12 protein-coding genes are annotated in these 14,376 nt (G+C 66.5%); 3 read left to right on the top strand and 9 right to left on the bottom strand.

What is annotated here, in order from left to right; translation table 11 throughout:
• Nucleotides 1-160 precede the first annotated feature (160 nt).
• The 5 genes from rsmD to AC2VOU_RS16205 all read right to left on the bottom strand — a co-directional run bounded on the left by rsmD (nt 161) and on the right by AC2VOU_RS16205 (nt 6,802).
• Nucleotides 161-715 carry a 16S rRNA (guanine(966)-N(2))-methyltransferase RsmD gene (gene rsmD / locus AC2VOU_RS16225; RefSeq protein WP_486958289.1) on the bottom strand — a complete coding sequence of 185 codons (555 nt, stop codon included), beginning with the start codon at nt 713-715 and terminating at the stop codon, nt 161-163.
• Between the two features lie 52 nt (nt 716-767).
• On the bottom strand, nt 768-4,151 hold the full coding sequence (locus AC2VOU_RS16220; RefSeq protein WP_486958288.1) for a pyruvate carboxylase: 3,384 nt from the start codon (nt 4,149-4,151) through the stop codon (nt 768-770).
• Nucleotides 4,152-4,189: 38 nt separating this feature from the next.
• Nucleotides 4,190-4,840 (bottom strand): vitamin K epoxide reductase family protein, encoded by a 651-nt coding sequence (locus AC2VOU_RS16215; RefSeq protein WP_486958293.1) that lies wholly within the window; start codon nt 4,838-4,840, stop codon nt 4,190-4,192.
• Nucleotides 4,834-5,601, bottom strand: a complete 768-nt coding sequence (locus AC2VOU_RS16210; protein ID WP_486958292.1) for a DsbA family protein — start codon at nt 5,599-5,601, stop codon at nt 4,834-4,836. Before AC2VOU_RS16210 ends, AC2VOU_RS16215 begins: the two co-directional genes overlap by 7 nt.
• Nucleotides 5,602-5,695: 94 nt before the next feature.
• Nucleotides 5,696-6,802 (bottom strand): alpha/beta hydrolase, encoded by a 1,107-nt coding sequence (locus tag AC2VOU_RS16205; RefSeq protein WP_486958287.1) that lies wholly within the window; start codon nt 6,800-6,802, stop codon nt 5,696-5,698.
• Here AC2VOU_RS16205 and AC2VOU_RS16200 point away from each other — a divergent pair.
• Together AC2VOU_RS16200 and AC2VOU_RS16195 are read left to right on the top strand one after the other, a co-directional pair.
• On the top strand, nt 6,801-7,643 hold the full coding sequence (locus tag AC2VOU_RS16200) for an aldo/keto reductase (protein ID WP_486958286.1): 843 nt from the start codon (nt 6,801-6,803) through the stop codon (nt 7,641-7,643). The two genes, AC2VOU_RS16205 and AC2VOU_RS16200, sit on opposite strands and share 2 nt — an antisense overlap.
• Before the next feature lie 3 nt (nt 7,644-7,646).
• Nucleotides 7,647-8,492 carry an aldo/keto reductase gene (locus AC2VOU_RS16195; RefSeq protein WP_486958285.1) on the top strand — a complete coding sequence of 282 codons (846 nt, stop codon included), beginning with the start codon at nt 7,647-7,649 and terminating at the stop codon, nt 8,490-8,492.
• A gap of 81 nt (nt 8,493-8,573) precedes the next feature.
• Here AC2VOU_RS16195 and AC2VOU_RS16190 read toward each other — a convergent pair whose 3' ends face one another.
• The 3 genes from AC2VOU_RS16190 to AC2VOU_RS16180 are packed head-to-tail and all read right to left on the bottom strand — an operon-like array spanning nt 8,574 to nt 13,164.
• Nucleotides 8,574-9,287: an HNH endonuclease family protein gene (locus tag AC2VOU_RS16190; RefSeq protein WP_486958284.1), complete on the bottom strand. Its 714-nt coding sequence runs from the start codon at nt 9,285-9,287 to the stop codon at nt 8,574-8,576.
• Entirely contained in the window at nt 9,284-11,506 is a 2,223-nt protein-coding gene (recG, locus tag AC2VOU_RS16185) for an ATP-dependent DNA helicase RecG (protein WP_486958283.1), read from the bottom strand. Before recG ends, AC2VOU_RS16190 begins: the two co-directional genes overlap by 4 nt.
• Nucleotides 11,507-11,508: 2 nt before the next feature.
• A complete protein-coding gene (locus AC2VOU_RS16180; RefSeq protein WP_486958291.1) occupies nt 11,509-13,164 on the bottom strand; it encodes a DAK2 domain-containing protein in 1,656 nt (551 codons plus the stop codon).
• A gap of 263 nt (nt 13,165-13,427) precedes the next feature.
• On the opposite strand from AC2VOU_RS16180, the gene rpmB reads away from it, so the two are divergent.
• Nucleotides 13,428-13,622, top strand: a complete 195-nt coding sequence (gene rpmB, locus AC2VOU_RS16175) for a 50S ribosomal protein L28 (protein ID WP_067341086.1) — start codon at nt 13,428-13,430, stop codon at nt 13,620-13,622.
• Between the two features lie 20 nt (nt 13,623-13,642).
• Here rpmB and AC2VOU_RS16170 read toward each other — a convergent pair whose 3' ends face one another.
• Nucleotides 13,643-14,326, bottom strand: coding sequence for a uracil-DNA glycosylase (locus AC2VOU_RS16170; protein WP_486958290.1), 684 nt, complete (start codon nt 14,324-14,326; stop codon nt 13,643-13,645).
• Nucleotides 14,327-14,376: the final 50 nt, after the last annotated feature.

Here is a 14,376-nt window from a genome sequence, read left to right as displayed (position 1 = left end):
CAAATGAGCCGGGGCCGCGGGGCCCGCTCTGGCCGCGCGCCACCGACGATGCAGAGCGAAGCGACGAGGTGGAGCGGCGCTCATGACGCGCGCCACCGACGATGCAGAGCGAAGCGATGCGGAGGAGCGGCGCCCATGACGAAAGACGGTACACGCTGAATCACTGCCGTTCGGCCAGCTCCAAACGGGTGTCGCCGTACACCCGCTGCTGCCAGGGATCCCAGCCGTCGGGCCATGTCAGGGCGGGACCGCCCGCTGCGCGCTCCACCACCACGAGGCTTCCCGCCCGTACCCAGCCATGGCCGGCCAGCGCGGTCAGCAGGCGCTCCACCTCGGCCGTGTCGACGTCGTAGGGCGGGTCCGCGAGCACGAGATCCACCGGCGCGGCGGGTCTGGTGGCCGACAGGGCGGCGACGTGACCGCGCCGTAGGACGGCGCCGGGCAGACCGAGCGTGGCGATGTTGCGTTCGATCACCGCCGCCGCCCGGCGATCGGACTCGACGAACAATGCCGACCTCGCACCTCGCGAAAGTGCCTCCAAGCCGAGCGCTCCCGAGCCCGCATAGAGGTCGAGCACCGCGAGACCGGTCAAGTCCCGCCGCGCCGTCACGATGTTGAACAACGACTCGCGCACCCGGTCGGTGGTCGGCCTGGTTCCCTGCGACGGCACCGCTATCCGCCGTCCCCCGGCGACGCCGCCGACGATGCGCGTCATATGGCGCCGCTCCTCCTCATCGCGCTACACGCTCTGCATCGTCGCCGGCGCGTCAGGCGAGCACCACCAGCAGGTCCCCGCCTTCGACCTGAGCGGTGTCCGACACGGCGACCCGATCGACGGTGCCGTCGGCCGGCGCGGTGATCGGCGCTTCCATCTTCATCGCTTCGATGGTGGCGATGGTCTGACCGGCCTGCACGGTGTCGCCGACGGAAACCCCGACGGTCACCACCCCGGCGAACGGTGCGGCGACGTGATTGGGGTTGCCTTTCTCCGCCTTCTCCGCAGCCGGAATCTCGCTGGCAATGCTGCGATCTCGGACCTCCACCGGCCGCAACTGCCCGTTGATGATGAACATTACGGTGCGCATGCCGCGTTCGTCGGGCTCGGAAATTGCCTCCAAGCCGATCAACAGCTCGACGCCAGGCTCTAGCTGCACCCGGTGCTCCTCGCCCTGGCGCAGACCGTAGAAGAACTGGTTGGCCGACAGCCGGGAGATATCACCGTAGGTTTCCCGGTGGTTCTCGAAGTCCCTTGGCGGTCCGGGAAACAGCAATCGGTTCAAGGTGGCCTGCCGGTTATGCCCCGACAGCCCCAAGGCGGTCTCGTCGTCCGGGGTCAGCTGCTGAACCGGCTTGGCCTCACCACGGCCGGCTAGCGCCTTGGTCCGCAACGGTTCCGGCCAACCGCCCGCCGGGTCGCCCAGGTCTCCGCGCAAGAACCCCAGCACCGACTCCGGAATGTCGAATTGCTCGGGATGCGAGGCGAATTCGTCAGCGCTCAGACCCGCCCCCACCAAAGCCAGCGCCAGATCGCCGACCACCTTCGACGACGGGGTGACCTTGATCAGCCGGCCCAGCACCCGGTCGGCGCCGGCGTAGGCCTCCTCGATTTCTTCGAACCGGCCCCCCAGCCCCAGCGCGATGGCCTGTTGGCGGAGATTCGAGAGCTGCCCGCCGGGGATCTCGTGGTGATAAACCCGCCCGCTCGGCCCTGGCAGCCCGGACTCGAACGGCGCGTAGACCTTTCGTAACGTCTCCCAGTACGGTTCGAGCGCGCACACCGACGACAACGACAACCCGGTGTCGTAATCGGTGTGTGCGGCGGCCGCCACGATCGAACTCAACGCGGGCTGGCTGGTGGTGCCTGCCATCGGGGCCGATGCGCCGTCGACCGCGTCCGCTCCGGCCTGCCAGGCGGCGACGTAGCTGGCCAACTGCCCGCCGGGGGTGTCGTGGGTGTGCACATGAACCGGCAGGTCGAAGCGACTGCGCAACGCGCCGACAAGTTCCCGCGCCGCCGCAGGACGCAGCAGGCCGGCCATGTCCTTGATCGCCAGCACGTGCGCGCCCGCTTCCACGATCTCGTCGGCCAGCTTCAAGTAATAGTCGAGGGTATAGAGGTTTTCGGCCGGATCAGACAGGTCACCGGTGTAGCACATCGCGACTTCGGCTATTGCGGAACCGGTTTCGCGTACGGCATCGATGGCGGGACGCATGGACTCGAGGTTGTTCAATGCGTCGAAGATCCGGAAGATGTCGATTCCGGTCGCGGTGGCTTCGTCGACGAACGCCGAGGTGACCAGCTCCGGGTAGGGCGTGTACCCGACGGTGTTGCGACCCCGCAGCAGCATCTGCAGACAGATGTTGGGCATCAGCTCGCGCAGCTCTGCCAGGCGCTCCCAAGGGTCTTCCTTGAGGAACCGCAGCGCCACATCGTATGTCGCGCCGCCCCAGCATTCGACGGACAGCAGTTGCGGCATGGTCCGGGCGATGTACGGCGCTACCAGTCCAAGGCCGCTGGTGCGCACCCGCGTCGCCAGCAGCGATTGATGGGCGTCCCGAAAGGTCGTATCGGTGACGCGGACACCGGAGGAGTCGCGCAGCCACCGGGCGAAGCCTTCGGGGCCCAATTCGACCAGCAACTGCTTGGAGCCCGCCGGTGGCGCTTTAGTCAGGTCGATGTCGGGCAGCTTGTCCTGCGGGTAGACCGCCGACGGCCGGGATCCGTGCGGCTTGTTCACGGTAACGTCGGCCAGGTAGTTGAGGATTTTAGTGCCGCGGTCGGCCGATGATCGCGAGGTGAGAAGCGCCGGATGCTCCTCGATGAAAGAGGTGGTGATATGCCCGGCCTGGAAGTCGGGATCGTCCAGGATCGCTTGCAGGAACGGGATGTTCGTCGATACACCGCGGATCCGGAATTCCGCGATCGCGCGCCGTGCCCGGTTGACCGCGGTGGTGAAATCGCGGCCGCGGCAGGTCAGCTTGACCAGCATCGAGTCGAAGTGGGCACTGATCTCCGCGCCCAGATTGGTTCCGCCGTCCAAGCGGATGCCCGCGCCGCCCGGGCTGCGGTAGGTGGTGATCCGTCCGGTGTCGGGGCGAAATCCGTTTGCCGGGTCCTCGGTGGTGATCCGGCACTGCAGAGCGGCGCCGCGCGGGCGGATGGATTCCTGCTGTAATCCCAAGTCCGCCAGAGTTTCTCCACCCGCGATGCGCAACTGACTGGAGACCAGGTCGACGTCGGTGATCTCCTCGGTGACGGTGTGCTCGACCTGGATCCGTGGGTTCATCTCGATGAAGACATAGTGGCCGCGCTCGTCGAGCAGGAACTCCACCGTGCCCGCGCAGCTGTACCCGATATGGCGGGCGAAGGCCACGGCGTCGGCGCACATCTTGTCCCGCAGTTCGGTGGGCAGGTTCGGGGCCGGCGCCAGCTCGACGACCTTCTGGTGGCGTCGCTGCACACTGCAGTCACGTTCGTAGAGATGAATCACGTTGCCCTTGGTGTCCGCCAGGATCTGCACCTCGATGTGGCGCGGGTTGAGCACTGCTTGTTCGAGGTAGACCGTCGAATCCCCGAACGCCGACTCGGCCTCCCGACTGGCCGCCTCGATCGCCTCGGGCAACGCCTCGGCATCGGCGACCCGCCGCATGCCCCGACCGCCGCCGCCGGCAACGGCCTTGACGAACAGCGGAAATTCCATCTCGGCCGACGCCGCGACCAACTCCTCGACTGACGAGGACGGCGCCGACGAATTCAGCACCGGCAGACCCGCTTCGCGAGCCGCGGCGACGGCGCGGGATTTGTTGCCGGTCAACGACAGCACTTCGGCCCTGGGGCCGACAAAGGTGACGCCCTTTTTGGCGCATTCGGCGGCCAGCTGCGGGTTCTCCGACAGAAAGCCGTACCCCGGGTACACCGCGTCGGCACCCGCAGCACGGGCGGTGTCGACGATTTCGCTGACGGACAGATACGCCCGGACCGGGTGGCCGATCTCGCCGATCTGGTAGGACTCGTCGGCCTTCAAGCGGTGCAGGGAATTTCGGTCTTCGTACGGGTAGACGGCCACGGTACCGACGCCGAGCTCGTAGGCGGCCCGGAACGCTCGGACGGCGATTTCACCGCGATTGGCAACCAGCACTTTGGAGATCAAGATGGGTCCCTCTTCGGTCGACGGGTAGGCAGGTTGTCTCAGATCAGCGTGGACCAGTAGTTCCAGAATCGGTCCATAATCAGCAAGAAGACGGCCGTGAACCAGAGCGTGGCAATCGACCACCGCCAATGGTTCAGCGCACGCACCACCGCCCCGCCGCGGCCCTCACCGGTCCGTCCGAACGCGGTCGAGGCGACCACCACCAAGACCGAGATGGTCGCCACCCACACCACCATGCAGTACGGGCACAAGGCGCCGATGCGGTAGAGGCTCTGGAAGATCAGCCAGTGCACGAAAGCGGCACCGAACAGCGCGCCGATCGTCATACCGATCCAATACCATTGCGGTAGTGGCACTTTAGCGACTGCTAGCACGCCGGTGACAGTCATGACGGCGAACGCCGCGATACCGATCAACGAGTTCGGGAGGCCGAATGCCGACGCTTGCGGCGTCGTCATCACCGAACCGCACGCCACGACCGGGTTGAGATTGCACGACGGCGCGTAGGCCGGATTGATCAGGAGTTCGATCTTTTCGACGCTCAGCGCCGCCGAGGCGATCAGACCGAGCAGTCCTGCAACCAGAATCGACCACGCGCCCGCCGTCGACGGGCCCGCCGGCTCGTCGCGCTTCAAGGTCGAATCCTCCACCGGCTGATCAGATTTGGCCGATGGCGTAGCTGTCACGATGCTGCAGGGACCGCAGCCGAGTCGATACCCGGGACATCCCCGACGATCCCCTTGATCTTGGCGACAAGAGCTTCCGGCGTCGAGAACTCGTAGTCCTGGCCGTTGATGCGCACCGTGGGGGTCGCGTGAATGCCGGTGGACGCGACCATTGCGTCGACCATCGGCAGGTATTTGCCGTCCTTGATGCACTGGGGCACCTTGCCCACCACGCCGGCCTCCCGGGCCAACTCGATCAGCCTCGCGTTGTCAGGAAACGATGTCCCAGTCTCGGAAGGCTGAATTTCCTTGGTGTACAACGCCGCGTGAAAGCGACGGAAGGCGTCGATCGACTCGTCGGCGACGCAGTAGGCAGCATTGGCGGCGCGCGAGGAGTAGTCCTGGTTCTGCGGCCGGCTCAAAAAGCCCGTCATGTAGTAGTCCGCGGCGATAGCGCCGTCGTCGATCAGCTTGGACACCGTTGGTCCGAATTTCCGCTCGAAATTGCCGCAGGCCGGGCAGAGGAAGTCCTCGTAGAACGAGACCACGGCCTTCGGGTCGTGGGTGCCGTCCTTGGTGACGAGCTTGCTCGTGGTCACCCGGATGGCCCGCGCGCCGGTCGCGGCGGTTTTCTTGTCGTGCGAGATCACGATGTAGCCGATGAGAACGACGGCGAAGATCAACACGACTGAGGTGAGCCCGACCTTGAAGAGAAGATCGCGTCGCCGCCCAGCGGCGTTGAGGTCGTATTTGGGACGATTCGATTTGGCGGCTTTTTCGGCCATGGGTCTGGTCACCATTCCGGATTGTCGGCTTCGCTGCCCGACCGCGGTGCGGTCGGCGATAGCTGCTAAGCCTACCTACGAGCGCAGTTGCAGATCAGACGCGGCTGAGATGTGCCCGCAAAGCCGAAATCAACTCGGTGGTGGCCAGTGCGCTGCCGCCGCCCAGCGGGAACAAACTGGCGAACCCGTGCGTCAGCGATCCCATCGTGCGCAGGTCGACATGGGTGCCGGCGGCCGTCAGCGCCGCGGCGTAGCGGTCGCCCTCGTCGCGCAGCGGATCGAAGCCGGCGGTCGCGATCAGCGCGGGCGGCAGCCCCGACAGCGACTCGGCCAACAGCGGCGAGATACGCGGGTCGGTCGCGGTGGCGTCGGAGGCGCCCAGATATAGCTCGCTGAACCAGTCGATGTCGGCCTTGGTGAGCAGAAAGCCGTCGGCGAACAAACTCAGTGACCGGGTCTGTGCGGTGAAATCAGTGCGCGGGTAGATCAGCCACTGCAGGACCGGCTGCTCAACGGCCTCGTCGCGGGCGATTTGCGACACGATCGCGGCCAGGTTGCCGCCGGCGCTGTCGCCGCCCACGGCCACTTTGCCCGGTATCGCGCCCAGCTTCTCAGCGTGCTCGTAGGCCCACCGGAAGGCGGCATAGGCGTCGTCGACCGCGGCAGGAGCAGGGTGCTCGGGGGCGAGTCGGTAGTCGATCGACAACACATGGACGCCGGCCTCGCGGCAGGTCAACCGGCACAGTGGGTCGTGGGTGTCGAGGTCGCCGAGCACCCAGCCACCGCCGTGGTAGAACACCACCAACGGCGCCGGTTCGGGCGTCGTCGGCCGGTAATGCCGGGCCGGGATCGGGCCCGCCGGTCCGGGAATCGACAGGTCGCTGACACCGACGTGGATCTGCGGTCCGCCGAAGCCCTGCGTCATCTCGCGCATCTGAGCCCGCGAGACGACGACATTCTGGTTGATCACCAGACCGTTCATCCCGAACGCGCGCATCCCGGCCAGCGCCAGCTGCAGCGTGGGGTCCAGCGTGTTGCCGTCGATGGTGATCTCACGGCCGCCGGCCAGCAGCCGTTTGGCGCGGGTGGGGATCCACGGAATCACCTTGAGACCCGCGGTGGTGGCGGCACTCTGCAACCGCGCGGCCCAACCACCGGTACTGACCTGCTGATCCGGCACGCCTGGCAGACTTCGTGTCATGTCTGGTTCCTTGAGTCCCTCGGTCCCACTGAACGACGGTCATCGCATTCCCACGCTCGGATTCGGCGTTTTCAAAGTCCCGCCCGCGGACACTGAGCGGGCGGTGCTCGCCGCCCTGCAAGCCGGCTACCGCCACATCGACACCGCGGCGGTGTACGGCAACGAACGCGAGACCGGCCGTGCGGTCGCCGCGTCCGGCGTGCCCAGAGACGAACTGTACTTGGTCACCAAGTTGTGGAACTCCGAGCAGGGTTACGACAGCACGCTGGCCGCTTTCGACGTCAGCATGGACCGACTGGGTCTGGAGTACCTGGACTTGTACCTGGTTCACTGGCCGATGCCCAAGCTCAACAAGTTCATCGACACTTTTCGGGCCTTCGCCCACCTGCGCGATCAGGGCCGGATCAGGTCGATCGGGGTCAGCAACTTCGAGCCCGACCACCTCACGGCGCTCGTCGACGCCACCGGGATCGTGCCCGCGGTCAACCAGGTCGAGCTGCATCCCCGGCTGCCGCAAAACGAGTTGCGCGAGGTGCACGCCCGCCTGGGCATCGCCACCGAAGCGTGGGGCCCGCTGGGGCAGGGATCGCTGTTGACCGACCCCGTCGTCACCGCGGTCGCCGAGACCCTTGGCCGGACACCCGCCCTGGCACTGCTTAGATGGCATCTTCAGCTGGGTAATATCGTCATCCCCAAGTCGGTAAGCCCCCAGCGGATTGCGCGCAACTTCGACGTGTTCGATTTCGAATTGAGCGAACACGACATGGCGTCGATCTCGTCGCTCGATGATGGAAACCGGCTCGGCCCTGATCCACGAACCTTCGACTTCACAGGCAGGTAACAGATGTCGGGCGGCCCTGAACTGTCAGTTCCCTCCATTGCACTCAACGACGAAAACACGATGCCGGTAATCGGCCTCGGAGTCGCCGAATTGTCTGACGCCGAAACCGAGCGTGCGGTGTCGACGGCTCTGGAGATCGGCTACCGCCTCATCGACACCGCGGCGGTCTACGGCAACGAGAAAGCCGTCGGCCGCGCGATCGCGGCGTCCGGCATCTCCCGCGCGGAGCTGTTCGTCACCACCAAGGTCGCCAACGCCGACCAGGGATTCACCACAACACAGGACGCCGTCAAGGTCAGCTTGGACAAGCTCGGCCTCGATTACGTCGATCTCTTTCTGGTCCACTGGCCGATGGCGGCGCTCGGCAAATATGTCGACACCTTCGGCGGCCTGATCCAGGCCCTCGGCGACGGTCACACCAAGTCCATCGGCGTCTGCAACTTCACCGAGGAATATCTGGAGACGGTCATCGACCTGACCTACGTCACCCCCGCGGTCAACCAAATCGAGCTGCACCCGCTGCTCAACCAGGCCGAGATGCGCGCCGTCAACAAGCAGCACGGCGTCGTCACCGAGGCCTACAGCCCGTTGGCGGTCGGCAGGTTGGTCGACAACCCCGCCGTGACGTCGATCGCTGCTGAATACGGCCGTTCCGCAGCGCAGGTGCTGATCCGGTGGAGTATCCAACTGGGCAATGTGGTGATTCCGCGTTCCAGCAACCCCGAGCGAATCGCCGAGAACTTCAACGTCTTCGACTTCGAGTTGACCGCCACGCACATGGAGGCGCTCAACGGGCTCAACGACGGCACCCGTGTCCGCGAAGACCCGCTGACCTACACCGGGGCCTAATTGCATCGCCGCTCCCATGTCTCAGCTGACGCCATGAGGTCATTCCGCTTGAGGACCACGCACGTTCGCTGGGAAGCCAGCTCAACCTTTCGGGCACGTCCCGGCAGCTTCGCGCAAGACCGCGGCTGACGGCGCGTCGACAGGCAGCCCGTAACCCCGCAACACCGCGATGAATTGCATGGCGTACTGGCAGTGGAACGCGGCGTTGGGCGGCATCCACAGCGCGGGCTGGGAGTCGCCCTTGTCCTGATTTGCTTGGCCTTGTACCGCCAGCAGGTTGGCCGGATCATTGGCAAACCGCACCCGCGTCTGCTCGGTCCAGCCGTACGCTCCCATGTCCCAGCCGTAAGCCAACGGCACGATGTGATCAATCTGCACAGATTCCCCGACCTTTGCGCCGCGGTGAAAGTCTATGGTGGCGTTGGTATACGGATCGTGCAAGACACCGGTTTCGACAGCGTCGGGACAGCGTTTGATCGACACGTAGGTCTTGTCGACAAGGTCACGGTTGAGGATGTCGTCGCGGGTATCGCAGCCGTTGTGCCCGCCGGGCGCGTCGTTGTCGTCGGTCCACGCCTCACCGAAGGCCGCCCGTCGGTAGTCATAGCGGCGGATGCGTTTCGGCACCACCGCAATTCCAGCCAACACATCGACACCGGGCGCCACCGTCGGCATGTCAGCGCGGGCGGCGAATTGCCGGTCTCGATCCCCCGCCGAGGTCGTCACCACCTGGTAGGCAACCAGCACGGTCAGGATTGCGATGGCCGAGAGCCACAGCCATGTCCTGCGCGTCATGACTTGTCCAGGAACTCGATGCGCCGACTTCCGGTGAACGGTGCCGCCAACAGCGCGAGACCCGGATGCACCGCGGCGTTGCCGTAAGCCTGTTCGCAGAAGTCCCGGGCCGCTTCGATGACCTCGCGGTGACGAATCAGTGACAGCAGCTTCAACGTGATCGCACGTCCGGATTGGTTGCGGCCCAATACATCTCCTTCGCGACGTTCCTGCAGATCCAGGTCGGCGAGCTCGAAACCGTCGAGCGTTGCGGCGACGGCGCTCAGCCGCCGGCCGGCACGCGAATGCGGCGCCACCGAGGTGACCAGCAGACAGATGCTGGCGTGCTCGCCGCGGCCGATGCGACCGCGCAGCTGATGCAGCTGGCTGATGCCGAAGCGGTCCGCGTCCATCACCAGCATCACGGTGGCGTTGGGCACGTCGACACCGACTTCGATGACGGTCGTGCACACCAACACGTCGACCTCGCGGGCCCGGAACGCCGTCATCACCGCGTCCTTGTCGTCACCACTCAGCCGCCCGTGCATGAGCCCCAGCCGCAAACCCGCGAGCTGGTCGCCGCCCAACCTCGCATAGAGCTCTTCGACGGTGGCCGAAGGCCTTTGGTCCTTCTCGCCCTGACTAGCGTTGTCGGTGTCGTCGATCCGCGGCGCCACCACGTAGGCCTGGCGGCCCGCCCGCACTTCTTCGATGATGCGATGCCACGCTCGATCCAGCCACCCGGGTTTGTCGTTGACGAAGATCGCGGTGGTGGTGATCGGCTGCCGGCCCCGGGGAAGCTCGCGCAGAGTTGACGTTTCGAGATCACCGAACACGGTCAGCGCCACGGTCCGCGGAATCGGTGTCGCCGTCATCACCAACAGATGCGGTGTGATGCCGGCGGGGGCCTTGGCCCTCAGCTGGTCGCGCTGTTCGACGCCGAACCGGTGTTGCTCGTCGACGACGACCATGCCGAGGTTGTGGAACTCGACCGCGTCCTGCAGCAGCGCATGGGTGCCGACGACGATGCCTACCTCGCCGCCGGCGATCTCGGCGCGCACCTGTTTCTTCTGGCCCGCCGACATCGATCCGGTCAACAGCGCCAACCGGGTCGCGTTGTCCTCGCCGCCGAGCTGGCCCGCCATCGCCAACGGCCCGAGCACGTCCCTGATCGACCGAAGGTGCTGGGCGGCAAGCACTTCAGTGGGTGCCAGCAGCGCGCACTGGTAGCCGGCATCGACCATCTGCAGCATCGCCAACACCGCCACGATGGTCTTGCCTGAACCCACTTCGCCTTGCAGCAGTCGGTTCATCGGCCGGTTCGCCGCGAGCTCGCCGGACAGGACCTCCAGGACTTCACGCTGCCCGTCGGTCAAATCGAACGGCAAGCGATGCAGCAGTGCGTGTTTGAGGCCTTGCGGCGCCGACGGCGCTGCCGGCCCGGACTGCGCGAGTTCGCCGTGACGCCGGCTCACCAACGCCCACTGCAGACCGACCGCTTCGTCGAAGGCCAACCGCTCTTTTGCCCGTTGCCGGTCGGCGTCGTTCTCAGCGAGGTGAATGGCGCGCAACGCCTCGTCCTCGCACACCAGATCATGTGCGGCGCGGAGCGTCTCGGGAAGTGGGTCCGGTATCGGGTCAAGCACCTCGAGTACCTGCCGCACACAATTGAAGATGTCCCAGCTCTGCAACTTCGCACTGGCCGGGTAGATCGGGTAGAACGTGCGCTCGAAGGCCTCCTGCAGCACCTCCCCACTCACCGCCTGAGAGGCATTGGCGATCATCTTCAGCGACCGGCTGCCGTGGTTGCGCCCGTCCGCGGAGTTCAGCACCAGAAAATCGGGATGGGTGAGTTGCATGGCGCCGCGGAAGTAACTCACCTCGCCCGACAGCATGACGCGGGTTCCTTGGGACAGCTGGTCGGTGATCCACTTCTTGGGATGGAAGAACGTGGCGGTGACCTTGCCCCGTCCGGAGCCCAGTGTGACACGAAACAGCTTGTCCCTGGGTCGGTTTCGGATCGACAGCAGTGCGGTGTCGGTGACCTCGTCGACGAGCGTGACGTGCTCACCCTCGGGCGGCGGCTCGGCGCCGGCGTCGCGGACTCCTGCGCCTTCGACGTAGCTGCGCGGGTAGTGGCGCAGCAAGTCGTCGATCGTCTGGATACCGAACATCTCGTCGAGCGGGCCCGCCGCCTTGGCGCCGACGATGAAATCCAGGCGGTCGCGCAGCGACGCCATGACTATTCGACCCCGATCAGCAACGCATCACCGCGATGCCCGGTGCGGTACATCGCGAGTTCGATACCGGGGTGGTAGTCGTGCAGGTGCTGCTGCAGCGCCGTCTCGACGGCGTCCGCGTCGATGCCGTCACCGATGAGCACGGTGGTCAGCTCACCGCCGGCGCCGAGCAGCAGATCGATCAGGCCGGTCGCGGCCGAGGCGACGTCGGGCGCCACGATCAGCACCTCGTCGCCGGCAATGCCCAGTCCGTTGCCCGGCTCGCAGGAGCCGGCCCACGTCAACGCCGTTTCGGTCGCGACGCGCACTGCTGCGTGCCGCACACCGCCTGCGGCGCGAGCCATTGTGTACCCGTCGTTGACGGCCTGCCGGCCGGGTTCGTGGACCGCGAGCGCGGCCAGGCCCTGCACCATCGAGCCGGTCGGCAGTGGCACCACGTCGATGCCCCATCCGATGGCCGCGGTGCAGCCGGCCACCAGTTCCTCGGCCGGCACGTAACCGTTGGGCAGCACCATCACTTGAGCAGCACCGGTGTCGACGACCGCACGCAACAGCTGTTGGGCGGTGATCACCGTCGCCGGGTCCTCGGCGAGCGGGTTGGACCGCAACACGCAGGCTCCCTCATCGGCGAACAGTTCGGCCGCGCCGTCGCCGTCGATGACGGCCAGCACCGCGCGCTCGCGGGTCCAGCTGCCCGGCGGCAGCCCGCCGGTGCCGCTGGTCAGCATGGAGATTTGAATGCGCCGCGGGTGACCGAACACCATGCCCGCCTCGATCGCCGCGCCGGCATCATCGGTGTGGACGTGGACCGAGTGGCCACCGACCACGCCGGAGGTCGCGATGGCCACCGATTCGCCGAGTTCGTCCAGCCGCTCGCGCAACTGGTCGGCGCCCTCGTCGTCGCACCCGCCCAACAGGTACATCACCTCGAACTGCGGCGCCGGCGGTTGCGCGGCGAGGTCCAGCGTGTGCCGACGCGGCGCCGGCTCGTAGACCTTGCGGCTGGGCGCCTGGCCGGTGATCGTCGATCGCAACGCGTCCAGCAGCACCAGCAGACCGCGACCACCGGCGTCGACCACGCCGGCGTCCCTGAGCACGTCGAGCTGCTCGGGGGTTTTCTCCAGCGCCACCACCGCGGCCTCACCGGCGGCGATGACCGCCTGCGACAGCCCCGCGGGTGCTGTCTCGTCGACCGCCTCACCGGCGGCCTTGAGCACCGAGACGATCGTTCCCTGGACCTCTCGGCCGCCCATCGACGCGACGACCAGATCGACCCCGCGATGCAGCGCCGCACCGAGCAGCGCGGCGTCGATGTCGTGCAAGTCATCGCCCGCCTCGGCGTACGCGTGGGCGGTCACGTCGGCAAAACCGCGCAGAATCTGCGACAGGATCACCCCGGAATTGCCCCGTGCGCCGTTCAGGGCGCCGGCGGACAAGGCGGCCGCCGTTTTGACGACGTCGTCGGATTTCGCCTCGGTGTTGGCCTCGGCCAGCGCAGAACGCATGGTGAACAGCATGTTGACGCCGGTGTCGGAATCGGCGACGGGAAAGACGTTGAGCCGATTGATCTCGTCGATGTGGGTGATCAGGTCGCCGACCGCGGTGTGCGCCCAGTCGCGCAGAGCGGACGCGTCCAGCGCGCGATCCAGCCCGGCCAGCCTTGACCCCGACTCGCTCGATCCCACCTGGAAGCACCTCCTCACGCCGCCACCGGTGGGCGACAGCCTATCCATTGACGACGACAACACAGGTCGGCCGGCACCTGGTGGTGATCGTTTTGGCAGTTCCGCCCCGCGGCAGCTATTCTTGCCAGGTTGCCGGGCCACCCGTTGGGTCGTGCGCTGCGACGACGCGGGCCGCCAAGGCCTGAACAGGAGCAGGGCAATCAGCCCATGGCCCCAGAGTCTGAGGAGTTTCACGTATGGCTGCCGTCTGCGATATCTGCGGGAAGGCCCCCGGCTTCGGCAAGTCGGTGTCGCACTCCCATCGCCGGACCAGCCGCCGGTGGGACCCGAACATTCAGAGCGTGCGGGTTGCCGACCGCCCCGGGGGCAACAAGCACCGCGTCAACGTCTGCACCTCGTGCATCAAGGCCGGCAAGGTCGTGCGCGGCTAAGGTTTGCACGCCCGGTCTGGTTACGGCAGCTTCCAGTCGACCGGTTCGGCACCCAGCTGGGCCAGCAACTCGTTGGCGCGGCTGAAGGGCCGCGATCCGAAGAATCCGCGGGACGCCGACAGCGGCGAGGGATGCGGCGATTCGATCGACAGACAATCGCTGCCGGCCAGCATCGGCTTGAGCGTCGAGGCGTCGCGGCCCCACAAGATGGCCACCATCGGCTCACGGCGACCCACCAGCGCGCGGATCGCGCATTCGGTCACCGCCTCCCAGCCCTTGCCGCGATGCGACGCGGCATTGCGCGGCTGAACGGTGAGCACCCGGTTGAGCATCATCACCCCGCGCTGCGCCCACGGCGTCAGGTCGCCGCAGGAGGGCGCGGAAAAACCCAGATCGCCGGCGTACTCGCGGAAGATGTTCTCCAGGCTTCGCGGCAACGGCCGCACGTCCGGGGCTACCGAAAAGCTCAGTCCGACGGCATGTCCGGGCGTGGGATAGGGGTCCTGCCCGACGATCAGTACCCTGACCTTGTCGAAAGGGAAAGTGAAGGCACGCAACACATTTTCTCCAGCCGGTAGGTAGCCGCGGCCGGCCGCGACTTCCTCACGGAGGAACTGACCCATCTTGGCGACCTGCTCCTCGACGGGCTGCAAAGCCGTCGCCCAACCGTCGTCGATGAGCTCACGCAGGGGTCTCGCGGTCACACCAGCCTTTCCACCAACACCACCACTCGCCGCCACCGCTACCTTACTGC

The sequence above is a fragment of the Mycobacterium sp. TH-M25 genome, assembly GCF_057473665.1.
The sequence above is the reverse complement of the archived record's forward strand: the minus strand, read 5'-3'. Positions and strand labels throughout refer to the sequence as shown.